This is a genomic window from Nocardioides sp. (assembly GCF_036267815.1).
Taxonomy (GTDB): Bacteria; Actinomycetota; Actinomycetes; order Propionibacteriales; family Nocardioidaceae; genus Nocardioides.
In genome coordinates, this window is sequence record NZ_DATAVI010000082.1 from 16,775 (window position 1) to 40,278 (window position 23,504).

23 protein-coding genes and 3 tRNA genes are annotated in these 23,504 nt (G+C 71.3%); 8 read left to right on the plus strand and 18 right to left on the minus strand.

All coding sequences use genetic code 11. From position 1 onward, the window contains the following. Window position 1: 1 nt before the first annotated feature. From VHW64_RS17215 to rplJ, 3 genes are all read right to left on the minus strand, one after another. Complete coding sequence (locus tag VHW64_RS17215) at window positions 2–874, minus strand: GNAT family N-acetyltransferase (RefSeq protein WP_329651805.1); 873 nt, start codon at window positions 872–874, stop codon at window positions 2–4. 126 nt (window positions 875–1,000) lie between these two features. Next, window positions 1,001–1,396 (minus strand): 50S ribosomal protein L7/L12, encoded by a 396-nt coding sequence (gene rplL, locus VHW64_RS17220; protein WP_329651806.1) that lies wholly within the window; start codon window positions 1,394–1,396, stop codon window positions 1,001–1,003. 72 nt (window positions 1,397–1,468) lie between these two features. Next, on the minus strand, window positions 1,469–2,200 hold the full coding sequence (rplJ, locus tag VHW64_RS17225; RefSeq protein WP_329651807.1) for a 50S ribosomal protein L10: 732 nt from the start codon (window positions 2,198–2,200) through the stop codon (window positions 1,469–1,471). A gap of 489 nt (window positions 2,201–2,689) precedes the next feature. On the opposite strand from rplJ, the gene VHW64_RS17230 reads away from it, so the two are divergent. Both VHW64_RS17230 and gltX read left to right on the plus strand, forming a co-directional pair. Further along, window positions 2,690–3,694 carry a DnaB-like helicase C-terminal domain-containing protein gene (locus VHW64_RS17230; protein ID WP_329651808.1) on the plus strand — a complete coding sequence of 335 codons (1,005 nt, stop codon included), beginning with the start codon at window positions 2,690–2,692 and terminating at the stop codon, window positions 3,692–3,694. A 47-nt stretch (window positions 3,695–3,741) separates the two neighbouring features. Continuing rightward, on the plus strand, window positions 3,742–5,250 hold the full coding sequence (gene gltX, locus VHW64_RS17235; protein ID WP_329651809.1) for a glutamate--tRNA ligase: 1,509 nt from the start codon (window positions 3,742–3,744) through the stop codon (window positions 5,248–5,250). A 171-nt stretch (window positions 5,251–5,421) separates the two neighbouring features. Here the strand turns inward: gltX and rplA are convergent, their stop codons facing one another. The 5 genes from rplA to VHW64_RS17260 form a co-directional block, all read right to left on the minus strand. Then, a complete protein-coding gene (gene rplA, locus VHW64_RS17240) occupies window positions 5,422–6,135 on the minus strand; it encodes a 50S ribosomal protein L1 (protein ID WP_329651810.1) in 714 nt (237 codons plus the stop codon). 103 nt (window positions 6,136–6,238) lie between these two features. Continuing rightward, entirely contained in the window at window positions 6,239–6,667 is a 429-nt protein-coding gene (gene rplK / locus VHW64_RS17245) for a 50S ribosomal protein L11 (RefSeq protein WP_329651811.1), read from the minus strand. A gap of 162 nt (window positions 6,668–6,829) precedes the next feature. Then, window positions 6,830–7,705: a transcription termination/antitermination protein NusG gene (gene nusG / locus VHW64_RS17250; protein WP_414690525.1), complete on the minus strand. Its 876-nt coding sequence runs from the start codon at window positions 7,703–7,705 to the stop codon at window positions 6,830–6,832. A 125-nt stretch (window positions 7,706–7,830) separates the two neighbouring features. Beyond that, window positions 7,831–8,073, minus strand: coding sequence for a preprotein translocase subunit SecE (secE, locus tag VHW64_RS17255; RefSeq protein WP_329651813.1), 243 nt, complete (start codon window positions 8,071–8,073; stop codon window positions 7,831–7,833). An 81-nt stretch (window positions 8,074–8,154) separates the two neighbouring features. Beyond that, window positions 8,155–8,227, minus strand: a tRNA-Trp gene (locus VHW64_RS17260). Window positions 8,228–8,354: 127 nt separating this feature from the next. Between VHW64_RS17260 and VHW64_RS17265 the strand changes: the two genes are divergently transcribed. From VHW64_RS17265 to VHW64_RS17275, 3 genes are read left to right on the plus strand one after another with little or no spacing between them, the layout of a single operon-like run. Further along, the gene (locus tag VHW64_RS17265; protein WP_329651814.1) at window positions 8,355–9,605 is read left to right on the plus strand and encodes a pyridoxal phosphate-dependent aminotransferase; all 1,251 of its coding nucleotides are present in this window, start codon (window positions 8,355–8,357) and stop codon (window positions 9,603–9,605) included. A 1-nt stretch (window position 9,606) separates the two neighbouring features. After that, window positions 9,607–10,647: an adenosine deaminase gene (locus VHW64_RS17270; protein ID WP_329651815.1), complete on the plus strand. Its 1,041-nt coding sequence runs from the start codon at window positions 9,607–9,609 to the stop codon at window positions 10,645–10,647. Further along, window positions 10,644–11,390 carry a DUF4190 domain-containing protein gene (locus VHW64_RS17275; RefSeq protein WP_329651816.1) on the plus strand — a complete coding sequence of 249 codons (747 nt, stop codon included), beginning with the start codon at window positions 10,644–10,646 and terminating at the stop codon, window positions 11,388–11,390. The genes VHW64_RS17270 and VHW64_RS17275 overlap by 4 nt, the downstream gene beginning before the upstream one ends. A 31-nt stretch (window positions 11,391–11,421) precedes the next feature. Here VHW64_RS17275 and VHW64_RS17280 read toward each other — a convergent pair whose 3' ends face one another. The 10 genes from VHW64_RS17280 to VHW64_RS17325 all read right to left on the minus strand — a co-directional run bounded on the left by VHW64_RS17280 (window position 11,422) and on the right by VHW64_RS17325 (window position 17,849). After that, on the minus strand, window positions 11,422–12,450 hold the full coding sequence (locus tag VHW64_RS17280) for a UDP-N-acetylmuramate dehydrogenase (protein WP_329651817.1): 1,029 nt from the start codon (window positions 12,448–12,450) through the stop codon (window positions 11,422–11,424). Next, window positions 12,443–12,823 carry a MaoC/PaaZ C-terminal domain-containing protein gene (locus VHW64_RS17285; protein WP_329651818.1) on the minus strand — a complete coding sequence of 127 codons (381 nt, stop codon included), beginning with the start codon at window positions 12,821–12,823 and terminating at the stop codon, window positions 12,443–12,445. Before VHW64_RS17285 ends, VHW64_RS17280 begins: the two co-directional genes overlap by 8 nt. After that, window positions 12,823–13,221, minus strand: coding sequence for an FAS1-like dehydratase domain-containing protein (locus tag VHW64_RS17290; protein ID WP_329651819.1), 399 nt, complete (start codon window positions 13,219–13,221; stop codon window positions 12,823–12,825). Before VHW64_RS17290 ends, VHW64_RS17285 begins: the two co-directional genes overlap by 1 nt. Window positions 13,222–13,283: 62 nt before the next feature. Then, on the minus strand, window positions 13,284–13,454 hold the full coding sequence (gene rpmG, locus VHW64_RS17295; protein ID WP_329651820.1) for a 50S ribosomal protein L33: 171 nt from the start codon (window positions 13,452–13,454) through the stop codon (window positions 13,284–13,286). A 46-nt stretch (window positions 13,455–13,500) separates the two neighbouring features. After that, a tRNA-Met gene (locus VHW64_RS17300) sits at window positions 13,501–13,574 on the minus strand. Window positions 13,575–13,600: 26 nt separating this feature from the next. Then, a tRNA-Thr gene (locus tag VHW64_RS17305) sits at window positions 13,601–13,673 on the minus strand. A gap of 81 nt (window positions 13,674–13,754) precedes the next feature. Beyond that, window positions 13,755–14,780 carry an NADPH:quinone reductase gene (locus tag VHW64_RS17310; RefSeq protein ID WP_329651821.1) on the minus strand — a complete coding sequence of 342 codons (1,026 nt, stop codon included), beginning with the start codon at window positions 14,778–14,780 and terminating at the stop codon, window positions 13,755–13,757. 162 nt (window positions 14,781–14,942) lie between these two features. Then, on the minus strand, window positions 14,943–15,527 hold the full coding sequence (locus tag VHW64_RS17315) for a DNA-3-methyladenine glycosylase I (protein WP_329651822.1): 585 nt from the start codon (window positions 15,525–15,527) through the stop codon (window positions 14,943–14,945). A gap of 73 nt (window positions 15,528–15,600) precedes the next feature. Next, a complete protein-coding gene (locus VHW64_RS17320; protein ID WP_329651823.1) occupies window positions 15,601–16,530 on the minus strand; it encodes a pirin family protein in 930 nt (309 codons plus the stop codon). A gap of 47 nt (window positions 16,531–16,577) precedes the next feature. Then, window positions 16,578–17,849, minus strand: coding sequence for a homogentisate 1,2-dioxygenase (locus tag VHW64_RS17325; protein WP_329651824.1), 1,272 nt, complete (start codon window positions 17,847–17,849; stop codon window positions 16,578–16,580). A gap of 111 nt (window positions 17,850–17,960) precedes the next feature. Between VHW64_RS17325 and VHW64_RS17330 the strand changes: the two genes are divergently transcribed. From VHW64_RS17330 to VHW64_RS17340, 3 genes are all read left to right on the plus strand, one after another. After that, the gene (locus VHW64_RS17330) at window positions 17,961–19,868 is read left to right on the plus strand and encodes an ABC transporter ATP-binding protein (protein WP_329651825.1); all 1,908 of its coding nucleotides are present in this window, start codon (window positions 17,961–17,963) and stop codon (window positions 19,866–19,868) included. Further along, the gene (locus tag VHW64_RS17335) at window positions 19,849–21,810 is read left to right on the plus strand and encodes an ABC transporter ATP-binding protein (protein ID WP_329651826.1); all 1,962 of its coding nucleotides are present in this window, start codon (window positions 19,849–19,851) and stop codon (window positions 21,808–21,810) included. Before VHW64_RS17330 ends, VHW64_RS17335 begins: the two co-directional genes overlap by 20 nt. A gap of 222 nt (window positions 21,811–22,032) precedes the next feature. Then, window positions 22,033–23,409, plus strand: coding sequence for an IS1380 family transposase (locus tag VHW64_RS17340; protein WP_329651827.1), 1,377 nt, complete (start codon window positions 22,033–22,035; stop codon window positions 23,407–23,409). Window positions 23,410–23,504: the final 95 nt, after the last annotated feature.

Here is a 23,504-nt window from a genome sequence, read left to right on the forward strand (position 1 = left end):
TTCAGGCAGAGCGGTCGCCGGAGATGTCCCGGGTCTCGGACAGGAGCGCGAACCCGGCGGAGCGGTAGGTGGCCACAGCCCCCACGTTGGCACTCGGGGTGCACACCTGCGCACAGGACGAGCCGAGCTCTCGAAGGGCTGCCGCCGCGCCCAGGCTGATCGCCCGGCCGAAGCCTCGGCCGCGGTGGTCCCGATGGACCCCCAGTGGCTCGAGCAGCCCGGGGCGTCCCGGACCGGCCGACCACACGGTCACCGCAGCCACCGGGGCGTCGCGATCGTCGTAGGCGACCAAGCACCTCGCACCGCGGTACGCCGGAGCGTCGTGCATCGTCTGCCAACGCTCGACGGTGAACGTCGAGCTGTCGAACGACGCTCGTTGGACGGCGACCCGCTCCTCGACCCGGTCCGCAGAGACCACCTCGATCCGCACGCCGGGATCCTCTACCGGGTCGGCGAGGGAACGACGCAAGGAGGTCCAGGCCTCGTCGCCCTTCCAGCCGCGGTCCGCCAGAGCCTCCCGGACTCGCGCACCCGCGGGCACCTCGAGGCTGACCCGTCCCTCGGCGAGGACACCGTGCCCGACGTCGACGACGTCCTCGACAAGAGCTCGTGCCAGGTCGTCGTCGTCTCGGGCCTGTGGCGCCAACGCGAGGCGCAGCACGGTCGGGCTGTCGAGGAAGCCCACCGCGAGGAGGTGTCCGGCGCGGCTCCAGGTGCGGACGGCGGCCGCCGTGGCCTCGGCCCCGAAGCGCCAGAACCACCCGAGGTCGCCGGGGTGGAACTGGAGCGACGCATCGTCGACCTGCCACGACGCCAGCGCCTCGAGGACCTCGCGGAGACCCTCGCCGTCGGATCCACCGAGCTCGACCGTCACGAGTGCATCCCACCACGCGAGCGGCTCTCGGCTCGCGTGGATCTTCCAGAGACCGGCCCAGACGCGACGAAGGCGGGTGCTCCCCGAGGGGAGCACCCGCCTTCGCGGTTGCAGGTCAGGCGGGGGTCACTTGAGGGTGACCGCGGCGCCGGCGCCCTCGAGGGCCTCCTTGGCCTTCTCGGCGGCTTCCTTCGTGACGTGCTCGAGGACGGGCTTGGGTGCGGCCTCGACCAGGTCCTTGGCCTCCTTCAGGCCGAGTGAGGTCAGGGCGCGCACCTCCTTGATGACGTTGATCTTCTTGTCGCCCGCGGACTCCAAGATGACGTCGAACTCGTCCTGCTCGGCCGCCTCGTCGGCAGCGGCGCCGCCGGCGGCAGCGCCGGCGGGAGCGGCGGCGACGGCGACCGGAGCGGCCGCGGTGACGCCGAACGTGTCCTCGAACTGCTTGACGAACTCGCTGAGCTCGATCAGCGTCATCTCCTTGAACGCGTCGAGCAGCTCGTCGGTGCTGAGCTTCGCCATGGTGGCGGTTCCTTCCGTTCTCGTGAACCGGGCCCTGCGGACCGGCCGGGTTATCAGGTGGGTACGGCGGCCTCAGGCCTCCGCGGTGTCGCTCTCGTCAGAGGCGGTGGCGGCCTCCGCGTCGGGGACGACGTCGACAACGGCCTCGGCCGGTGTCTCGGCGGTCTCCTCGGCCGGGGCCTCGGTCACCTCGTCGGCGGGGGCATCGGCCACTGCTTCGGCGGCCGGTGTCTCCTCGGCGGCGGCTGGGCTTCCAGCCCCACCTGCGAGGTCTGTGGATCCCTGCTCCTCCTCGGCCCGCTTCGCCTGGAGTGCACCGGCGAGCCGGGCGGCCTGGGCGATCGGGGCGTTGAGCAGGTAGACGGCCTGGCTGAGCGACGCGAGCATCGCGCCGGCCAGCTTGCCCAGGAGCACCTCGCGCGACTCGAGGTCGGCCAGCTTGGCGACCTCCTTCGCGTCGAGCTGCTTGCCGTCGAGAACCCCGCCCTTGATGACCAGGGTGGGGTTTGCCTTGGCGAAGTCACGCAGACCCTTGGCCACCTCGACGACGTCGCCCTTGATGAAGGCGATCGCGGTCGGGCCGGTCAGCAGGTCGTCGAAGCCGTCGATCCCCGCGTTCTTCGCGGCGAGCTTGGCCAGCGTGTTCTTGACCACGGCGTAGTCGGCGTTCGCACCGAGAGAGCGCCGCAGCTCCTGAAGCTGCTTCACGGTGAGACCGCGGTACTCGGTCAGCACGGCCCCGGCGGCATCGTTGAAGGACTCGACGATCTCCGCGACGGCGGCTTGCTTCTCTGCCCGCGCCATGGGTCTCCTATCGGTTGGGCGAGACCCCGGCCGAAGATGCCTGCGAGAAAGAAGACGAACGCCCCGGGCGCAGGGCCCAGGGCGTGGATCGCATCCGGCTCGGCAGCGAGCGCGGATGCCGCTCTGGTCACCTGCGCGGGCCGCCCGCAGCTTCGCGGAACCTTCGATCACTCCTGCGGGACAGGGGCGACGACCAGCGGTCTCTGGTTACGCCGCTCACAGTACGGCGCGCGTCGCCGTTCGGCCAAATCCGGGTCGGCCAGAACATCGGGCCAGTAGATCGGCCCGGGAGATCGGCAAAATCGACCGGACACCACACGGACAGCGAGGAGCCCGGTGTACGGTCGTTGGCGTTGAGACGGTGTAGATCCCCAGGCATGACGCAGTTAATCCGCGAATGATGCCAATGGACCATGCCGGTCTGGACTAGCGGCTCAGAGTTTGGCGTTCCCTCAACGGCACATCAGGAATTCTGGTTCCATCGTCGGCATGGACTTCAAGCTGACCCCCCTGTCGGCCGTGCTCGAGCGTGCGGACAACCGGCTGCGCAGCCCCGCGGCGAGCGTGCGTCTGTGGCCGACCGGTTTCCCTCTCCTCGACGAGGCCATCGGTGGCGGCTTCCGCTCCGGAACCCTCAACCTGATCGGCGGGCCCCAGGGCCAGGGCAAGACGATGTTCGCTCTTCAGGCCGCGCGTGCCGCGGTCAAGGCCGGGCGCTCCGCGGTGTTCTTCTCCTATGAGCTCGAGGCAGACGCGCTGACGCAGCGGCTGATCGCCATGGAGGGCGGCGAGATCGACCCCTACGAGGCACCCAGCCTGAGCGAGGTCCGGGCCATCTTCGAGGGCACCTCCGGCGGTGACGGCGGGCTCATCGAGCGGATGGCCGCGACCCGCGGCGGGATCGGTCACCAGGCCCTGGTCGGCGTCAGCGACTACGCCGACCGCCTGGTCGTGCACCGCTCCACGGCGACGCACACCGACATCACCGAGATCAACGACACGGTCAAGAAGGTGATGGGCAGCACCGGCGAGGCGCCGCTGATCGTCGTCGACTACCTCCAGAAGGTCGCCATGCCGCTGAGCGACCTCGGCGAGGAGGAGCGGATCACCCGCATCACCGAAGGGCTCAAGGACGTCGCGATCGAGTTCGACACCCCCGTCTTCGCCGTCGCGGCGATGGACCACCAGGGACTCGAGCCGGGCGCCCGGATGCGCACCCGCCACATGCGCGGCTCCACGGCGCTCTCCTACGAGCCCGACGTCGTGCTGATCCTGGGCACCAAGTCCGACCTGGTCGCCCGTCACCACCTGATGTACGGCGGCGCGAACGCCGAGTCCTGGAAGGACTACTCCGTGCTGACGGTCGAGAAGAACCGCTCGGGCAGCGGCGGCGCCGAGATCGAGTTCAAGAAGCGCTTCGACCAGGGCCGCTTCGAGGCCGACGGCAACGTCGTGACCGAGAAGCTGGTCGACGAGCGCGTCTACGTCGAGTAGCCGCCGAAGCGATGGTCCGGCGCGGCCCCGACTAAGGTGCCGAGCTGATGACCACCACCAGCGAGCCCACCCGGCACGGCGTCCCGCGGCTGCGGGTCGCCCCGTCGCCGACCGGTGACCCCCACGTCGGTACGGCGTACATGGCGATGTTCGACCTCGCCTTCGCGCGCCAGCAGGGCGGGTCGTTCGTGCTCCGGATCGAGGACACCGACCGGGCCAGGTTCGACCCCACGAGCGAGCAGCAGCTCTACGAGACGCTGCACTGGCTGGGCCTGACCTGGGACGAGGGGCCGGACATCGGCGGGCCGCACGCGCCGTACCGTCAGTCCGAGCGGCTCGGCACCTACCAGCCCTACGTCGAGCGGCTGCTGGCCGCGGGTCACGCGTACCGGTGCTGGTGCTCGGCCGAGCGCCTCGCCCAGATGCGCGAGGAGCAGCAGCGGCAGAAGCTGCCCACCGGCTACGACCGGCTGTGCCTGGGCAGGACCGAGGAGGAGCGTGCGGCGCTGCCGGGGTTCTCCCCCGACCCTGTCGTCCGGATGCGCATCCCCGACGACGTCGAGCTGAGCTGGGACGACCTGATCATGGGCCGGACCAGTGCGCCACAACCCGACGACCAGGTCGTCCTCAAGGCCGACGGCTACCCGACCTACCACCTCGCGGTGGTCGTCGACGACCACGAGATGGGCATCACCCACGTCGTCCGCGGCCAGGAGTGGATCAGCTCCACACCCAAGCACCTGCTGCTCTACCGGTGGCTCGGCCTGGAGCCGCCGCGGTTCGCCCACATGCCGCTCCTGCGCGACGAGAAGCGCGCCAAGATCTCCAAGCGCAAGAACCCCTGGGCGCGGCTGACGTGGTTCGCCGAGCGGGGCTACCTCCCCGAGGCGCTGGTCAACTTCCTGGCACTCCAGGGATACCCGCCGATCGTGGAGGCCGACGGGTCGGAGCGGGAGGTCTTCACCTTCGCCGAGTTCACCGAGCGCTTCCGCTGGGAGGACGTCAACCGGGCCGGCTCGATCTTCAACCTCGACAAGCTCGACTGGCTCAACGGCCTCTACGTGCGCGCGCTCTCGCCGGCCGAGCTGGCCCAGCGCCTGCTCCCCCACCTCGTCGCCGACGGCGTCGTGTCGCCGACACCGAGCGAGGCCGACCGAGAGCGTCTCGTCGACCTGGCCGAGCTGGTCGGGACCCGGATCGTCGTGCTCACCGACGCGACCCCACTGGTGCGACCCTTCTTCGTCGCGGACGGCGACCTCGAGATCGCGGCCGACGCGCGTGCCCAGCTCGACGACGGGGCCGCAGAGGTCCTCGACGCCGCTGCCGCCGCACTCAACGCCCTCGTGCCCGACGGCGCCTGGGACGGGCCGTCGATCGAGGCGGCGCTGCGCGGGGCCCTGGTCGAGGGCCTCGGGATCAAGGCGCGCCTCGCGTTCGGCCCTCTGCGCACCGCGGTCTCGGGACAGCGGATCTCGCCACCGTTGTTCGAGTCGATGCAGATCCTCGGCCCGGAGTCGACCCTGGCCCGGATCGAGAGCCTGCGCGCAAGCCTCTAGGGCTTGGGGTGCCGCGCGGGAAGAGCGTTGCCCAAGCCTGGATCCGTGGAGGGGCGCAGTAGGTGGCCCTCCACGGATTCGGGCTAGGTCCGTGCTCCTGGTGCGTTCCTCGCCAGGCCCCGGATCGACGGTCGCTTGCTGAGGAGCAGGTAGAGCGCCCCGCTTCGACGCTCAGGCCTCGTCGGGGGCCGCGACGTTGCGGGTGCGGTTGGGGTCGACCTGGACGCCGGGGCCCATGGTGGTCGAGACCGTCACCTTGCGCAGGTAGCGACCCTTGGAGCTGCTGGGCTTGAGCCGCAGCACCTCGTCCAGGGCAGCGGCGTAGTTCTCGGCCAGCTGGTCCTCGGAGAAGGACGCCTTGCCGATGATGAAGTGCAGGTTGGCGTGCCGGTCGACGCGGAACTCGATCTTGCCGCCCTTGATGTCCGAGACGGCCTTGGCGACGTCGGGGGTCACCGTGCCGGTCTTCGGGTTGGGCATCAGGCCACGCGGGCCGAGGACACGTCCGAGCCGGCCGACCTTGCCCATCATGTCGGGCGTCGCGACCACGGCGTCGAAGTCGAGCCAGCCACCGTTGACCTTGTCGATCAGCTCGTCGCCACCGACCACGTCGGCGCCGGCCTCGCGCGCGGCGTCGGCCTTGTCGGCGTTGGCGAAGACCAGCACGCGGGCGGTCTTGCCGGTGCCGTGCGGCAGGTTGACGGTGCCGCGGACCATCTGGTCGGCCTTGCGGGGGTCGACCCCGAGGCGCATCACGACGTCGACGGTCTCGTCGAACTTCTTCTTGCTGGCGTCCTTCGCGATCTTGATCGCGGCGTACGGCGAGAAGAGCTCGTCGTTGTCGAACGACTCGGCGGCCGCCCGGTAGGTCTTGCTGCGCTGCATGGTGTTCCTACTTTCGGAAGATGTGGTCAGCGGGCCAGCGCGGCCCTGCCACGGGGTGTGGTGCCGGTGTGGTGCCGGTGGCGGCGGGGCACGACCGCGTCGATCAGTCGGTCGTGACGCCCATCGAGCGGGCGGTGCCCTCCACGATCCTCATGGCGGCGTCGATGTCGTTGGCGTTGAGGTCGGGCAGCTTGGTCTGGGCGATCTCGCGGACCTGGTCCTTGGTGAGCCGGCCGACCTTCTCCTTGTGAGGGACGCCCGAGCCCTTCTGGAGCCCGGCGGCCTTCTTGATCAGCTCCGCGGCCGGCGGCGTCTTGGTGATGAACGTGAAGGACCGATCCTCGTAGATCGTGATCTCCACCGGGATCACGTTGCCGCGCATGGACTCGGTCTGGGCGTTGTAGGCCTTGCAGAAGTCCATGATGTTCACGCCGTGGGGACCCAGCGCGGTACCGACCGGAGGCGCGGGTGTCGCGGCGCCTGCCTGGAGCTGGACCTTGACCAGTGCGGCGATCTTCTTCTTCGGAGGCATTGCTGTGGTGTGTCCTTTGCGGTTGTACGTCGTGGTCGTCGCGAGCCGGACCGGCTCTGCCACCTGGTTGTTGCCGAGCGCCCGGTCGCACCGGGCAGCCGGACCATTGTGGTCCGAGCCGCCGCCAGACGCGAAATCAGGTGCTGACGGTGGCCGAGCAGGTCAGACTCGTTGGACCTGGCTGAAGCTCAGCTCGACCGGCGTCTCCCGGCCGAAGATCTCGACCAGCGCCTTGACCCGCTGGGCCTCGGCGTTGATCTCGGTGATCGTGGCGTGCAGCGTGGCGAACGGGCCGTCGACGACCATCACCGAGTCGCCCTCACCGAAGTCGGCGACCTCGATCGGCTTCTTGGTCGCGGTGGTGCTCCCGCCCCCGCCGCCGGCGCCCGCCGGTGCCTCGGCGGCCGCGATCGCGGTCGGGGCCAGCATGTTCTCGACCTCGCTCATGCTCAACGGGACCGGCTGGTGGGCCTGCCCGACGAAGCCGGTCACCGAAGGCGTGTGCCGCACGGCCGCCCAGGACTCGTCGGTGAGATCCATCCGCACCAGCACGTAGCCCGGGAGCACGGTGCGCTTGACCATCTTGCGCTGGCCGTTCTTGATCTCGGCGACCTCTTCGGTGGGGACCACGATCTCGTGGATGTAGTCCTCCATGTTGAGGGAGACGATCCGGTTCTCGAGGTTCTGCCGGACCCGGTTCTCCATGCCGTAGTAGGTGTGCACGACGTACCAGTCGCCGGGCTTGGCCCACAGCTCGCGCCGGAACGCCTCCAGCGGGTCGTCGGCGTCGGGCTCGGCGTCCTCGGCGGACTCGTCGGCGTCTGTCTCGTCGGTGTCTGTCTCGGCGGTGTCGGTGTCGGCGGTGTCCTCGTCGACGGACGCCTCAGGCGCTTCGGCGAGGTCGGACTCGGAATCGGAGTCCGCGGCCACGTCGGGGTCCGCCTCCGCCTCGTCCTCCGCCTCAGCCTCAGCCTCAGCCTCGCCAGCCTCGGCGGTGTCCGCTTCCGCGGCGTCGGCCTCGGCGGCGGGGCCGGCCACCTCAGGGGCGTCCTCGGTCTCGGCCGCCGTGTCGACGTCGGTGTCCGTCTCCGGACCCGGCGACGCCTCCTCGGGCGCGCCGTTCTGCTCGATGTCGTACTCCGACACGTTTCCTGCTCCCTGCCTCAGTTCGAGGACTTGCCGTTGAAGATCCAGAAGATGGCCTTGCCGATGCCCAGGTCGAGCCCGGCGATCAGCGCCATCATGAAGGCGACGAAGATCATCACCACGAAGAAGTAGGTGACCAGCTGCTCCTGCGTCGGCCACACGACCTTGCGGAGCTCGGCAACCACCTGGCGGTAGAACAGGACCGGACTGGTGCGCTCGGTGCGCCGCTCACGCGGCCGGACGGTGTTGCCTCCCGACACGTCGCCACCCCTTCCTGGTCCCGGATGGGCGACCCTGCTGGCCGCTCACCGCTCGCTTCTGGTTGTCGCTGCTGGTTCTCGCAGGGCACGAGGGACTTGAACCCCCAACCTTCGGTTTTGGAGACCGATGCTCTGCCAGTTGAGCTAGTGCCCTCCGATGGTCTCTGGGCTGAGGCCACCCGAGGGAGGGCATGACAAAGCCTTGGGGAGAACCACCAAACCCGAACTCTACCGGGCGCCCGGAGGGGAGTCGAACTCGCGCTCGCCCCTACGATGGCCCCATGACCGAGGCCGCCACCCCCGCCGCCACCCCCTCAGCCCCCGAGCGTCCCGCACCACGCGACCGTCGGGTGTCCGCGCGCATCGGCGCGATCGCGGAGTCGGCCACGCTCAAGGTCGACGCGCGGGCGAAGGCTCTCAAGGCCGAGGGCCGGCCCGTGATCGGCTTCGGCGCGGGCGAGCCCGACTTCGCCACCCCCGACTACGTCGTCGAGGCGGCGGCCGCGGCCTGCCACGATCCCCGGAACCACCGCTACACCCCCGCGGGCGGGCTGCCGGAGCTGAGGCAGGCGATCGCCGAGAAGACGCTGCGCGACAGCGGGTACGCCGTGCAGGCGGCCCAGGTCGTGGTCACCAACGGCGGCAAGCAGGCGATCTACGAGGCCTTCGCCACGATGCTCGACCCGGGCGACGAGGTGATCGTCCCAGCGCCGTACTGGACGACGTACCCCGAGGCCATCCAGCTGGCCGGTGGGACCGCGGTGCCCGTGGTGGCCGACGAGACCCAGGACTACAAGGTCACCGTGGACCAGCTCGAGGCGGCCCGTACCGAGAGCACGAAGGTCTTGCTCTTCGTCTCGCCGTCCAACCCGACGGGGGCCGTCTACACCGCCGACGAGATCCGCGCGATCGGCCGCTGGGTGGAGGACCACGGGCTGTGGGTGCTGACCGACGAGATCTACGAGCACCTCGTCTACGACGGGGTGGACACCGGCTCGATGCCGGTGCTGTGCCCGGGGCTCGCCGACTACACCGTGGTCGTGAACGGCGTCGCCAAGACCTACGCGATGACCGGCTGGCGCGTGGGCTGGATGATCGCCCCCGCCGATCTGGCCAAGGCCGCGACCAACCTCCAGTCGCACGCGACGTCCAACGTCTCCAACGTGGCGCAGCGCGCCGCCCTGGCCGCCGTCAGCGGCGACCTCGCCGCGGTGGCCGAGATGAAGGGGGCCTTCGATCGGCGCCGGCAGACCATCGTGTCGATGCTGGGCGAGATCGAGGGTGTGGTCTGCCCGATGCCCGAAGGCGCGTTCTACGCCTATCCGTCGGTCAGGGGCCTGCTCGGTCGCCGTTACGGCGACCGGGTCATCACCTCCTCCGCCGACCTCGCCGAGTACATCCTCGAGCAGGCCGAGGTGGCCGTCGTCCCGGGCGAGGCCTTCGGCACACCGGGCTACCTGCGGCTCTCCTACGCCCTGGGTGACGACGACCTGGTCGAGGGGATCACGCGGCTTCAGAAGCTCTTCGCCTGAGGTGGCCCGCGACCTCCGGACACTGCCGAAGGCCCACCTCCACCTGCACTTCACGGGGTCGATGCGTCACGCGACCCTCCTCGAGCTGGCCGAGCGCGACGGCATCGCGCTCCCCGAGTCGCTGGTCAGCGAGTGGCCGCCGGAGCTGTCGGCGGCCGACGAGAAGGGCTGGTTCCGCTTCCAGCGGCTCTACGACGTCGCCCGGTCGGTGCTGCGCACCGAGGACGACGTACGCCGTCTCGTGCGCGAGGCCGCCGAGGACGACGTGCGAGACGGCGGGCGCTGGCTGGAGATCCAGGTCGACCCGTCGGGGTACGCCGCGCGCTTCGGCGGGATCACGGCGTTCACCGAGCTGGTCCTGGACGCGGTCGCGGCGACGTCGGCCGAGACCGGTCTTGGCATGGCGGTCGTGATCGCGGCCAACCGCATCCGCCACCCCCTCGACGCCCGCACCCTCGCCCGGCTCGCCGCGCAGTACGCCGGGCGCGGCGTCGTCGGCTTCGGCCTGTCGAACGACGAGCGACGAGGTGTCACCGCGGACTTCGCGCCGGCGTTCGGGATCGCCGAGCGGGCCGGCCTGCTGCTCGACCCGCACGGAGGAGAGCTGCTCGGCCCTGACTCCGTGCGCACCTGCGTCGAGGTGCTCCACGCGACCCGGGTCGGGCACGGCGTGCGCTCGGCCGAGGACCCCGCCCTGATGGCCCGGATCGCCGAGCGCGGCGTCGCCCTGGAGATCTGCCCGGTCTCCAACGTCGCCCTCGGCGTCTACTCCGACCTCACCTCGGTGCCGCTCCCCCAGCTGCTCGCCGCTGGTGTGACCGTGGCCCTGGGGGCCGACGACCCGCTGCTGTTCGGCTCGCGACTTGCCGCTCAGTACGCCACCATGCGCGCGGCCCACGAGCTCGACGACGAGGCGCTGGCCGGCCTGGCGGGCATGTCCGTGCGGGCCTCCTGCGCCCCCGACGAGGTCAAGGACGGGGCGCTCGGCGACATCGCCGACTGGCTGTCCGCGGACGAGCCGTCTGCCACGATGTGCCCATGAGCGACGACGACCTCTGGCGCCCTGCCGAGCGCAAGGCCGACGAGCCCCCGCCGCCCGACGCGCCCGGTGCGAGCGGGACCCCGGCCGAGCCACCCGCGAGCGACCAGTCCCAGGCCGTCTCCGGCGGCGGGTCCGCGGCGCCGCCGGCCCCGCCGGCCCCGGCCGCGCCGCCCGCCCCGGCGTTCGGCGCTCCGACCGGCCCGGGCGCCGTGCCGCCGCCGTACAACCCCTACGCCGGGGGGTACGCCGGCCAGCCCGGTCAGCAGCCCGGTCAACAGCCCGGCTGGGGTGCCCGGCCCGGGCAGTTCGGCCCTCCCGGCTACGTCCCACCGCCCAACCCCTACGGGGCACCCCAGGAGTTCGCCCAGCCCCAGAGCCCCTACGGCTCGCCGTACCAGCCCGCCTACGCCGGCGGGATGGTTCCCGACCATCCCTCGGCCACCACCGCGATGGTGCTCGGCATCATCAGCCTGGCCGGCGTGGTCTTCTGCCTCGGAGTGACCCTGATCCTGTCGCCGGTGGCCTGGGTCGTCGGCGCGAAGGCCGTGCGCGAGATCGACGCGACGCCGGGACGGTACAGCGGTCGCGACCGCGCCCAGTCCGGCAAGATCATGGGGATCATCGGCACCGTGCTCCTGGTCCTGGGCGTGATCGCGGTCATCTTGTTCGTGGGGCTCTTCGCCGTCAGCGGCTCGGACTCCGGGCCCAACCCCAGCCCCACCTTCCAGCAGGGCGGCGCCTAGCCCAGGCCTGGCCCGAATGGGGAGACACGGCCTAGAGGTCGCAGCCGACCAGGACCGGCTCGTTGACGAGGGCGACTCCGAACGTGCGCTCGACTCCGTCGCGGATCTCGCGGGCGAGGGCCAGCAGGTCTGCGGTCGTGGCGCCCCCCTGGTTGGTCAGGGCGAGCGGGTGCTTGCCGGACACCCGGGCCGCCCCGGCGCCGTACCCCTTGCCGAAGCCTGCGTGCTCGATCAGCCAGGCGGCGCTCGTCTTCTCCTGCCCGTCGGGCTGGGGCCACGACGGCGCGCCCGCAGGGACCCGGCCTCCCTCGACGACGGGGTTGGTGAAGAACGACCCCGCGCTCCAGGTGTCGTGGTCGCCGGCGTCCAGGACCATGCCCTTCGCCCGCCGCAGGCCGAGCACCGCCTCGCGGACGTCGGCGGCGGGTGCCCGGTCGCCGGGCTCGACCCCGAGCGCGCGGGCGAGCTCGGCATAGGCCACCGGGGCTCCGAGCAGACCCTGACGCACCTGGAAGGTGACCGCGAGCACGACGTGCCGCCCCGGGTCGGCCTTGAAGCGGCTGGTGCGGTAGCCGAAGCCGCACTCGGCGGCCGTGAACGTGCGCATCCCGCGCAGTCTGCGGTCCCAGACCCGGACCGAGGCTAGCGTCTGGGACACCTCCTGGCCGTAGGCGCCGACGTTCTGGATCGGCGTCGCGCCGACCGATCCGGGGATCCCGGCCAGGGCCTCGACCCCGACCCAGCGCTCCGCGGCGGCGCGGGCGACGAGGTCGTCCCACGACTCCCCGGCGGCCACGGTGACCAGCACCCCGCCGCACGTCGGGTCGTCGCCCTCGTGGTCGGCGCCGACCCCGGTGGTCGCCACCTCCACGACGGTGCCCGGGAAGCCCTCGTCGGCAACCACGACGTTGCTGCCACCGGCCAGCACGAGGACCGGCTCGCCGGCGGCGTCGGCGGCGCCGACGGCGGAGACCAGCTCGTCGTCGGTGGTCGCCCGGACCCAGGTCGTCGCGGGACCGCCGAGCCGGAGCGTGGTGTGGTCGGCCAGCAGCTCAGTCACGAAGAGTGGCCTTGAACCGCCCGAGGACCTGCTCGCCACCACAGGTCACGGTCAGGGTGACCACGCGCTCGTCGCCCTGATCGTCGGCGACGCCGGCGATCTCGACGTCCGCCCCCTCCGGCGGCACCGGGACCGGCTTGGTGAACTTCGCCCCGATCGTCGCGACCCGGCCACGGCCACCGGCCCACTCCTCGACGTAGCGGGCGGCCAGCGCCATGGTGTACATGCCGTGGGCGATCACCCCCGGGAGCCCCACGGAGCGCGCGACCTCGTCGTCCTGGTGGATCGGGTTGTGGTCGCCGCTGGCCTCCGCGTAGGCGACGAGGTCGCCGCGGGTGACCCGGAAGACGCGGGGCTCGAGCTCGGTGCCCATCAGGCCTCCCCTCGGTGGACCAGGGTCGAGACGCCGGTGCACACCTCCGCGCCGCTCTGGTCGGTGACGACGCTGGCGGTGCCGATGATGTCGGCACCGCCGATCTGGCGCAGGGTCGCGACCGTCAGCGTCGCGACCAGGACGTCGCCCGGCTCCACCGCCCGCTGGTAGCTGAACCGCTGCTCCCCGTGCACGATCCGGAACAGGTCGACCTGCTCGGCCTCGAGGAAGCCGTTCATCGCGGCGAAGGCGACCACGATCGGGAACGTCGCCGGCGCCGGGCCGCCGTCGTACTCACCGCCCGTCGCGGACACGAAGGCACCGATGGTGTCCTCGGTGACGGCGTAGGGCTCGGTCGGCGGGAAGCTGCGCCCGACGAGGGACTGGTCGATCGGCATGGCCCGAATGTACCGACGCCCGCGCGGCAGGGCCGGGCGGGCGTCGACGGAGACGGAAGACGTCAGCGCGTCTCGCGGTGCGGCTGGTGCTGCCGGCAGCGCGGGCAGAACTTCGACAGCTCCATGCGGTCGGGGTCGTTGCGCCGGTTCTTCTTGGTGATGTAGTTGCGCTCCTTGCACACGGTGCAGGCGAGCGTGATCTTCGGTCGTACGTCGCTGGTCTTGCTGGCCACGGTCTGTTCCTTCTTGTCGTTCGGCGCCGGATGCCGGGCACCGCAGTAGTGGGGGCGGGATTCGAACCCGCGACACCACGATTATGAGCCGTGTGCTCTAACCACCTGAGCTACCCCACCAGGAGGAGCACGAGGCCCCACCTCAGAGCCCCTTTACGGAATCGAACCGTAGACCTACTCCTTACCATGGAGTCGCTCTGCCGTCTGAGCTAAAGGGGCAACGGTCGAGAAGGATACACAGCGCCTCAGGCGAACCCGAAATTCGCTCGGAGCCGCTGCCGACCCCTCTCTCGGCTGCCCTCAGTCCAGGTCGGCGATGTCGACGAGCACCTTGCCGACGGCGCCGTTCTCGACCGCGTCGTGAGCGTCGGCCGTCTGCTCGAGGGGGAAGCGCACCAGGGGCAGTCCGTATTCCTCGCCCACTCCGAGCGCGCCGTCGGCGACCGCGGCGGCGACGTCCTCGGTGCCGGCCGCGAGGGCCCCGTCGCCCACGGTGTAGAGCAGGACGAACTGAAGACGCGCGTTGAGCGTCATCAGCGGGCGGACCGGGACCTTCAGCTTCTCGCCGGTGTCGGCGTAGATGGAGATCGCCCCGCGCGGCTTGAGCACCTGGCTGACCAGCTCGGCGTTCTCGGCGATCGCCACCTCCACCACCAGGTCGACCCCGTCCGGGGCGGCGGCCTTCAGCTGGGCCACCGCGTCGTCGTCGCGGTAGTTGACGACGCGGTGGGCGCCGGCGGCCCTCGCCAAGGCGGCCTTCTCGCCGCCGCTGACCGTGGTGACCACCGCCGCTCCGGCCCACACCGCGAGCTGGATCGCGGCGTGCCCGACCGCGCCCGCCCCGCCGGTCACCAGCACGGTGCGCCCCTCGAGGGCCCCCGGGGAGAGACGAGAGGGTCCGTCCTCGTGCACCGTGAGGGCCCGGTGAGCCGTCACGGCCGGGACCCCCAGGCTCGCGCCCACGTCGTACGGCGCGCTGCCGAGCCGCACGGCACGCGTCTCGGGGACCACGGTGTACTCCTGGGCGGTGCCTGTCGGGCGCTGGTGCTGGGCGAGGTAGAGCCAGACGCGCTCGCCCACGGACAGGCCGCTGACGCCGTTGCCGACCGCGTCCACGACGCCCGCGCCGTCCTGGCCGGGGACGACCTCGTCGAACGGCGGGCGGCCCGGACCGGTGGCACCCGACCGGGCCTTCCAGTCGGTCGGGTTGACTCCGGCGACCGCGAGGCGGACCCGGACCTCCCCCCAGTGCGGCTCCGCGACCTCGCGCTCGACGACCTCGAGGACGGAGGAGCGGCCGGTCTCGGCGTACACCACTGCGCGCATGGGGGGACCGTACCCGGCCCGGAGACCTGTGATGCGACGGCCGCCGGTGTGCGCCCGACGGCCGTCGCGTGGTGCGCTGGTGCGCCCCACAGGGAAGGCGTCGGACCCCCGTCCGACCCGACGCCTGAACCTTCAGGAGCGCGGGGTCGCGGCGGTGATACCTCAGGATCGGGTCGATGCGCTCCGGAAGCAGCCCAGGAGGTGGTCGTCGACGAGGCCGATGGCCTGCATCAGCGCGTGCATCGTGGTGGGACCGACGAACGCGAACCCGGCCTTCTTCAAGGCCTTGGAGAGCGCGACGGACTCCGGCGTGCTGGCCTGCATGTCCTCGGTCGTGGCCGGTCTCGCCCAACCCTGCGGGCGGTGCTCCTCGACCAGCGCGACCAGGCCGCCGTGCTCGCGCAGGGCGACCGTGGCGGCGGCGTTGGTGATGGCGGCGGCGACCTTGAGCCGGTTGCGGACGATTCCCGCATCGGCCATCAGCCGGGCGACGTCGCGCCCGTCGTAGGCGGCGACCTCGTCGGCGTCGAAGCCCGCGAAGGCCGCGCGGAACGCCGGACGCTTGAGCAGGATCGTGCGCCACGACAGCCCGGACTGGAACGCCTCCAGCGTGAGCCGCTCGAAGTGCGCCGACTCGCCCTCGACGGGCCTGCCCCACTCGTCGTCGTGATACGCCCGCATCACGTCGTCCGCGGCACCCCACGGACAGCGCGCCACGCCGTCGTCCCCCACCACCGCTCCGGCCATGCCCGAATCCTGTCAGCCCCCACCGACAACGACGGCGGCCGGTTCGTGCCGGTCGGTGCCGGGGCGGTGCGCGTCAGCGCGGCTTGAGCCGGGCGTTGGGGAGCGCGGGCGCGGGGACGGGCGGGAGGTGGTCGTCGGTGACGATGCCGAACCGGCCGTCATGGATCTGCGAGCTGTCGGTGACGGTGCCGTCGTTGTCGGTGATCTGGGCCATCCAGTCCTCGCGGGCGCCGACGATCTCGTCGTGGTCGCGCCCGACGAAGTTCCACCACATCACGATCTCCTCCCCGAGGGGCCGGCCGCCGATCACGAGCACGTGCGACAGGTCGGCCGCCTCGATCAGCAGCCCCTCGCCCGGGGCGACGTAGGCCAGCTGGTGCTGCTTGACCTCCTCGCCGTTGACGCGCACCAGCCCGAAGTCGACGAGCACGCCGTACTCGAAGCCGTCCTCGACGTCGGGCTGAAGCGAGGCGTCGCCGTCCAGGATCATCTCGGCGGCCACCAGCGGGCTGAACATCTCCAGGGGCGACTCGCTGCCGAGCATGCTGCCCACGAAGACCTGCACGTCCCAGCCCTGACCGTGCACGACCGGCGGCGCGTAGTGGGCGAAGGCCGGCTCCACGTCGCGGTACGCCGCCGGGAGGGCGACCCAGAGCTGCACGCCGTGCAGCTCGGTGGTCTGGTCGGTCGAGACCTCGGAGTGGGAGACCCCGCGACCGGCGGTCATCAGGTTCAGCTCGCCCGGGCGGACCAGCGCGTGGGTGCCGATGCTGTCGCGGTGCTCGACCATCCCGCCGAACAGCCAGCTCACGGTCTGGAGGCCGATGTGCGGGTGAGGTGCGACCATCATCCCGCCCGTCTCGTCGACGCGATCGGGCCCGTAGTGGTCCAGGAAGCACCATGCCCCGATCAGCGAGCGCTGCCGCTGGGGCAGGGAACGACGCACGGACATCGCGCGCAGCCCACCCAGCGGCACCTCGCGGGGTTCGAGGATCTCGGTCATGGCATCAGCACTTCGGGGGGTGGGGGGGTGGGGGTGGGGTGGACGGCTCAGGAGTTGGAGAAGACCGCTGGCCCGCCGTCGTCGCCGTGCTTGCCGGTGTCGGTCTCGCCGGTGTGCCGGCCCGACCAGGTCCAGGCGTACGCCGGGTCCTCGGCTGCGATCCCGGCCTCGCCGAGGTCCAGGGGTTGGAAGGTGTCGATCATGACCGCGGTCTCCTCGAACTTCTCGGCGCCCAGTGAGGCCTCGATCGCGCTCGGCTGGGGCCCGTGCGCGTAGCCGCCCGGGTGCACCGAGATCGAGCCCAGCCCGATCCCCGAGCCCTTGCGCGCCTCGTAGTCGCCGCCGACGTAGAACATGATCTCGTCGCTGTCGACGTTGGAGTGGTAGTAGGGCACGGGGATCGACAGCGGGTGGTAGTCGACCTTGCGCGGCAGGAAGTTGCAGATCACGAAGTTCCAGCCCTCGAAGACCTGGTGCACCGGCGGTGGCTGGTGCACCTTGCCGGTGATCGGCATGTAGTCGTCGAGGTTGAACGTGTAGGGGTAGAGGCAGCCGTCCCAGCCGACCACGTCGAAGGGATGGGTGTCGTAGGTCATCCGCGTGCCCACGACCTGTCCGCCGACGCGGTGCTTGACCAGGACCTCGACGTCGCGCGGGTCGTCGTCCGAGCCGGTCGCCACCACGAACGTCTCCCCGGGCCCGTGCAGGTCGCGCTCGCAGTACGGCGCGTGCTCGAGCAGCTGGCCGAAGCGCGACAGGTAGCGCTTGGGCGGGGCGATGTGGGAGTTGGCCTCGATGGCATAGAGCCGGCTGGGCTCGGCCGGCACCCAGCGGTGGGTCGTCGCCCGGGGCACCACGACGTAGTCCTGGGTGCGGTAGGGGACGACGCCGAAGACCGACTCGACCACCCCGCTGCCGGACTCGACGTAGACGCACTCGTCGCCGATCGCGTTGCGGTAGTACGGCGAGGGGGCGGTGCCGGTGACGACGTACCCGATCCGGACGTCGTTGTTGCCCAGCACCAGGCGCCGGCCCTCCACCGGGCAGGCGCCGTCGCCGTCACCGGGGTCGGGGAAGAGCGTGTGCAGCGTGAGGTGCCGCGGCTTCAGCGGGTGGTTCGGCGTGCGGCTCTGGTCGGGCAGCTCCCAGACCTGGGAGTCGACGATCCCCGACGGGACGCCGCGGTGGTAGAGCAGCGAGGAGTCCGAGGAGAAGCCCTCCTCGCCCATCAGCTCCTCGTAGTAGAGCCTGCCCTCGGGGTCGCGGTGCTGGGTGTGTCGCTTGGGCGGAACCGAGCCGACGCTCCGGTAGTACGGCATGGCGCCAGACTAGGCGCTCGCCCCAGGCCACGCAGGCCGGTGTGAGAACCCAGCCTCGTTGGGCTAAACCGGTCGCTGCGCGTGGCCCGGCGACCTTAGGCTCGGGAGGCCATGCGCGACTTCCCACCGCAGATCGACCCCTTCTACAGCGCGGCCGGACGGAAGCCGGATCCCGCGCCGGACACGCGCAGCCCGGCGGCGTTCCTGCGGTGGTTCCTGCGGCTCCAGTGGCCCTTGATCGCGCTCTCGACCGCGGTCGGGGTGCTGTGGCAGCTGCCGCTGACCGTCGGTCCACTGCTGTTCGGCAAGGCGGTCGACCACGGGATCCACCCGCACTCCACGAGCGGCACGCTGTTCTGGGCGGGCCTGCTGCTGCTGGTCACGGTGATCGGCGCGGTGTTCGGCATCGTCTTGCACACGCTGGTGGTCCGGAGCTGGCTGATCAACCTCTACGGCACCATGAAGATGGTCACCCGCAAGGTCGTGCAGATGGGCCATGTCCTCCCGCGGCGCACGCCGACCGGCGAGGTGCTCAGCGTGGCCTCGAGCGACTCCGACGAGTTCGGCGCGCTCACCGAGATCGTCTCGCGGGCGGCGTCCCAGCTCGTCGCCTATCTGATCGTGGCGTTCATCGTGCTGACGACGTCGCCGCGGCTCGGCGTGCTGATGCTGCTCGCGGCTCCGGTGCTGGTCAGCGCCGCCATGCCGCTGCTGAAGCCGCTGCACCGGCGCCAGCAGGTCGAGCGCGGGCGCAACTCCGAGCTGACCTCGATGGCGACCGACATCGTCGCGGGCCTGCGCATCCTGCGCGGCATCGGCGGGGAGCGCACCTTCGGCCGCAACTACGACCAGCAGTCTCAGCGAGCCGCGCGGGCCGGCGTCTCGGCCGGCATCTGGCAGGCGGCGATCGAGGCCGTGGGGGTGCTGTTCTCGGGCGTGTTCATCGTGCTGCTGGTCTGGCTCGGCACCTACCAGGTCATCGACGGCGACCTCACGATCGGCCAGCTGATCAGCTTCCTGGGCTATGCGCTGTTCATGATCTACCCCATCCAGACCTTCTTCGAGCTCGCGCAGAAGGTCACCCGGGCGATGGTCTCGGCGCGCAAGGCGATCGCGATCTTCGAGCACCAGCCACCCTGGCCCGACCTCGAGACGAGCACCCCCCTGCCCGACCACGGCGACCTGTACGACGAGCTCAGCGGCCTCACCGCGCACGACGGCGAGCTGACCATCGTCGTGTCCGCGGTCCCCGAGGACACCGCGGCGCTGGCCGACCGTCTCGGGCGCTACCTGCCTGCCGACACCGAGCCGGTGAGCCAGGAGCTCGACGAGAAGCTCAAGGGCCGCGCCGCTCGCCGTGCCCGCGACCAGCGGCTCGCCGAGCGGGCCCGGCTCGCTGCCCTCGACGAGGAGCTGGCGAACCGTGAGTGGGGCGTGCGGCTCGGGGGCGTCGACCTCGGCGCCGCTTCGCTCGACGACGTCCGCCGGCAGATCCTGGTCAGCGACACCGGGAGCCAGCTCTTCGCCGGCACTCTCCAAGACGCCATCGACCCGCACGGTCGGCTCACCCGTGAGCAGGCCGAGCATGCCGTGCGTGTCGCCAACGCCGAGGACGTGTACGACGCGCTGCCGGGAGGCTGGCAGGGCATGCTCGACGAGCGTGGTCGTGGGCTGTCCGGTGGTCAGCGGCAGCGGGTGGTGCTGGCCCGCGCGGTCGCCGTCGAGGCGCCGATCCTGGTCCTGGTCGAGCCGACGTCCGCGGTCGATGCGCACACCGAGGCGCGGATCGCCGAGCGGGTCGCCGCCGTGCGCCACGGTCGCACGACCGTCGTCTCGACGGTGTCGCCGCTGTGGCTGCACCACGCCGACCGGGTCGTCGTCCTGGAGGACGGCAAGGCCACGGTCGACGGGACCCACGAGGACCTGCTTCGCGACAGCCCGGCGTACCGCCGGGTGGTGGCGCGGTCGATGGACGCACCCGTGGAGGAGGTGGCCGGCCATGAGCACTCTGGTGTCTGACTCCCCGGCGTCGGACCCCCTGTCGACCTCGGCGGCGACCTGGCGGGAGCACGGGACCCGGGAGCCGCCGATCCCGGCCGAGCTGGTGCCCCCTCCGCACAGCGTCGGACGGCGTGAGCGCGCCCGCGCCCTGCGCCGTCGCCACCTGCTGCGCGAGGAGCGCGCGCGTGCGACGTACGCCGCATCCCGGAGCCCCGAGCGCGGCTGGCCGGTCGCGGACAACCACGTGGTCCTGGCGTTCTTCCGCGGGCTCCTTCGCGAGCGGCGCAAGGAGGTCTTCTGGCTGGTCGCCCTGAACGCGCTGGCCGCCGGTGCGGCACTCGTCGTACCCCGGCTGCTCGGCAACCTGGTCAACCGCACGGTTGCCGGTGGCGCGCGCGGTCCCCAGGTCGCCGATCTCGACCATCTCGCCGTGCTCATCGTCGGCGTGGTCTGCGCCCAGGCCCTGCTGACGTTCCTGGCCCAGCGGATCTCGACGATCTTCGGCCAGGACCTGCTCTCCTCGGCCCGTGAGTACGTCGTGGCGACCGTGCTCCGGCTGCCCCTGGGGCGCGTCGAGGGTGCCTCGACCGGCGACCTGGTGACACGGGTGACCCGCGACGTCGGGACGATGAGCCGCTCGGTGCAGTTCGGCGTGCCGCAGGCGATCATCTCGGGCCTGACGGTGGCGCTGTCGGTGGTGGCGATGCTGCTCAACAGCGTCGCGCTCGCGGTTCCCTCGATGCTGCTCATCGCGGCCTCGGGGTTCCAGGTGCGGCGCTACCTCCAGCGTGCTCCGAAGGGATACATCACCGAGGGCGCGACGTACTCCCGGATCAACACGACGCTGACCGAGACCGTCGAGGGCGCCCGCACCGTGGAGGCACTCGGCCTGCGCGACCTGCGAGTGGGCGCGGGCGAGGACGACATCGCGGTGTCGGCTCAGGCCGAGCGCTACACGATGACGCTGCGCAACCTGCTGTTCTGCGCGATCGACATCTGCTTCAACAGCCCCCGGGTGATGACCCTGCTCGTCGGTGCCTGGGGATACTCCTACGGCTGGGTCTCGCTGGGGCAGATCACCGCGGCTCTGCTGTACGTCGAGTCCTTGAGCGGGCCCCTCGACCGGCTGGTCGGCGAGATGGACCGCCTCCAGGTCGGCGTCGCCTCGACCAGCCGGTTGCTGGGCATCGCCCAGGTGCCCGAGGACCGCGTCGCCGGCGATGCCCGGCCGGACGGGCCGCACCTGGTTGCCGACGACCTGCGCTTCGCCTACCGCGAGGGGCACGACGTACTCCACGGGGTCTCGCTCGACCTGCGAGTCGGGGAGCGGCTCGCGGTCGTCGGCCCCTCCGGCTCGGGCAAGTCGACGCTGGGGCGGCTCTTGTCGGGGATCAACGGGCCGCGCACGGGATCGGTCCAGGTGGGCGGCGTCGACCTGGTCGCGCTGCCGCTGGAGACGCTGCGGACCGAGGTCGCGCTGGTCACCCAGGAGCACCACGTGTTCGTGGGCACCGTGCGCGACAACATCGTGCTCGCCCGTGAGGACTCCGACGACGAGGCGGTCTGGGCGGCGCTGTCCGCGGTCGGCTCACGCGACTGGGTGGAGCGACTCCCCGCCGGCCTGGACACGCTGATCGGCTCCGGCAACCAGTCCCTGACGCCGGCCCAGGCTCAGCAGGTGGCGTTGGCCCGGCTGATCATCGCCGACCCGCACACGCTCGTGCTCGACGAGGCGACGTCGCTGATCGACCCGCGCACGGCGCGCACGCTGGAGGGCTCGATGAACGCGCTCCTCGACGGCCGCACCGTCGTAGCCATCGCCCACCGACTCCACACCGCGCACGACGCCGACCGGATCGCGGTCGTGATCGACGGCGAGATCGTCGAGCTCGGCTCCCACCATGAGCTGGTCGAGCAAGGCGGCGAGTACGCCGCCCTCTGGACCGCCTGGACCAGCTGACGCCGACCCGGCGCAAAAGGACACCCAAATCCCGCCGACCCGGCGCAAAGGGACACCCAAATCCCGCCGAGTCGTCATAGGACGGGTGAGCGTGCACTCAGCCCTGATCCACCGATGAGGGTGGCGGTGTGGGCGTGGCGTAGAACGAGAATGCCCTTGCTGGGCGGGAGAATCGGAGTTCTCACACACACGATTCGCAGCCGAGCAAGGGACATCTCGTAAGTGAAAGCCTCTCACACGATCCGGCCTGTCTTCGATGATCCGAACCTGGTGTCGGTCGCGGGTCTGGTGCCGGTGGTCGGGTTGGCCGAGTCCGCCGGCCTGCACGACCTTCTCCAGGACCAGTTGAGTGTCGCGTCGGCCAACGCGACAGCGAAGGCGACCAGCGTGGTGGGCGGGATGCTGGCCGGCGCGGACAGCATCGATGACCTGGACCTGCTGCGGCACGGCGGTATGCCGCGGTTGTTCTCCGGGGTGCGGGCGCCCTCGACGTTGGGAACGTTCCTGCGCTCGTTCACCCATGGTCACGTGCAGCAACTCGACGCCATCGGCGCAGACCTCCTCGGGGGTCTGACCAAGCGGGTACCCGATGTCCTGGCCGGCGGGGACGCCGAGGGGTTCGCGTGCATCGATGTCGACGACACCATCCGCGAGGTCCACGGCTACACCAAGCAGGCCGCCGCCTACGGCTACACCGGGGTGCGGGGGCTGAACATCCAGCTCGCCACGGTCTCCACCCCGCTGGCCGCGCCGGTGATCGCCCGAGCCCGGCTCCGCAAGGGCAGCACGGCCTCGGCCAAGGGCGCGGGGCGCTTGCTGGCCCAGGCCATCAGCACCGCCCGTGCCGCCGGGGTGCGGGGTCAGGTCCTGTGTCGGGCCGACTCGGCCTACTACGGGTGGGCGTTCGTCGGGACCGCGATCCGCGCCAAGACCTGGTTCTCGGTGACCGCCCGGATGGGCAAGACCGTGACCGCGGCGATCGCCAGTATCGAGGAGTCCACCTGGCGGCCGATCAAGTACCCCAAGGCCGTCTGGGACGAGGAGGAACAGCGCTGGGTGAGCGACGCCGAGGTCGCCGAAGTGCCCTTCGTCGCGTTCACCGGCCGCCGCAAGGCCGAGCACGTGACCTGCCGGCTGATCGTGCGTCGGGTCAAGCGGCTCCAGCGGTTGGCCTCTGACGGCACCGAGCAGGGCGAGCTGTTCGCGACCTACCGGCACCACGGGTTCATCACCAACTCGCGGCTCGGCATGGTCGAGGCCGACCAACGGCACCGTGACCACGCGATCGTCGAGCAGGTCATCGCCGAGCTCAAGGACGGGCCGCTGGCGCACCTGCCGTCGGGGAAGTACACCGCCAACGCCGCTTGGGTCTCCCTGGCGGTGATCGCGTTCAACATCGCCCGCGCCGCCGCAGTCGCCGCCGACCTGGCCAAGGCCAGGTGGGCCACCCTGCGCCAGAAGATCATCAAGGTCCCCGGTCGGATCGCCTCCACCGCCCGCCGACTCGACCTGCATCTGCCGATCCACTGGCCCTGGGCCCAGGGCTGGGAATCCCTGCACGCCGTAGCCACCGGCCCGCCAGTCGCCGCGACGAGCTGACCACCCAGCCCCAGCGGGCGCGACCGAGGACCTCGAAGTGGAAGAGCCGGACCCGACCGGCCGGTCAGCCGCGCCACCACCCAGAGCCTCGCCGC

What these genes read in the sequence shown, in the direction of transcription:
- rplL (WP_329651806.1), bottom strand. Translation starts at nt 1,396, where the DNA reads ATGGCGAAGCTCAGCACCGACGAGCTGCTCGACGCGTTCAAGGAGATG.
- rplJ (WP_329651807.1), bottom strand. Translation starts at nt 2,200, where the DNA reads ATGGCGCGGGCAGAGAAGCAAGCCGCCGTCGCGGAGATCGTCGAGTCC.
- VHW64_RS17230 (WP_329651808.1), top strand. Translation starts at nt 2,690, where the DNA reads ATGGACTTCAAGCTGACCCCCCTGTCGGCCGTGCTCGAGCGTGCGGAC.
- gltX (WP_329651809.1), top strand. Translation starts at nt 3,742, where the DNA reads ATGACCACCACCAGCGAGCCCACCCGGCACGGCGTCCCGCGGCTGCGG.
- rplA (WP_329651810.1), bottom strand. Translation starts at nt 6,135, where the DNA reads ATGCAGCGCAGCAAGACCTACCGGGCGGCCGCCGAGTCGTTCGACAAC.
- rplK (WP_329651811.1), bottom strand. Translation starts at nt 6,667, where the DNA reads ATGCCTCCGAAGAAGAAGATCGCCGCACTGGTCAAGGTCCAGCTCCAG.
- VHW64_RS17265 (WP_329651814.1), top strand. Translation starts at nt 8,355, where the DNA reads ATGACCGAGGCCGCCACCCCCGCCGCCACCCCCTCAGCCCCCGAGCGT.
- VHW64_RS17275 (WP_329651816.1), top strand. Translation starts at nt 10,644, where the DNA reads ATGAGCGACGACGACCTCTGGCGCCCTGCCGAGCGCAAGGCCGACGAG.
- VHW64_RS17285 (WP_329651818.1), bottom strand. Translation starts at nt 12,823, where the DNA reads ATGGGCACCGAGCTCGAGCCCCGCGTCTTCCGGGTCACCCGCGGCGAC.
- VHW64_RS17290 (WP_329651819.1), bottom strand. Translation starts at nt 13,221, where the DNA reads ATGCCGATCGACCAGTCCCTCGTCGGGCGCAGCTTCCCGCCGACCGAG.
- VHW64_RS17310 (WP_329651821.1), bottom strand. Translation starts at nt 14,780, where the DNA reads ATGCGCGCAGTGGTGTACGCCGAGACCGGCCGCTCCTCCGTCCTCGAG.
- VHW64_RS17315 (WP_329651822.1), bottom strand. Translation starts at nt 15,527, where the DNA reads ATGGCCGGAGCGGTGGTGGGGGACGACGGCGTGGCGCGCTGTCCGTGG.
- VHW64_RS17320 (WP_329651823.1), bottom strand. Translation starts at nt 16,530, where the DNA reads ATGACCGAGATCCTCGAACCCCGCGAGGTGCCGCTGGGTGGGCTGCGC.
- VHW64_RS17325 (WP_329651824.1), bottom strand. Translation starts at nt 17,849, where the DNA reads ATGCCGTACTACCGGAGCGTCGGCTCGGTTCCGCCCAAGCGACACACC.
- VHW64_RS17330 (WP_329651825.1), top strand. Translation starts at nt 17,961, where the DNA reads ATGCGCGACTTCCCACCGCAGATCGACCCCTTCTACAGCGCGGCCGGA.
- VHW64_RS17335 (WP_329651826.1), top strand. Translation starts at nt 19,849, where the DNA reads ATGAGCACTCTGGTGTCTGACTCCCCGGCGTCGGACCCCCTGTCGACC.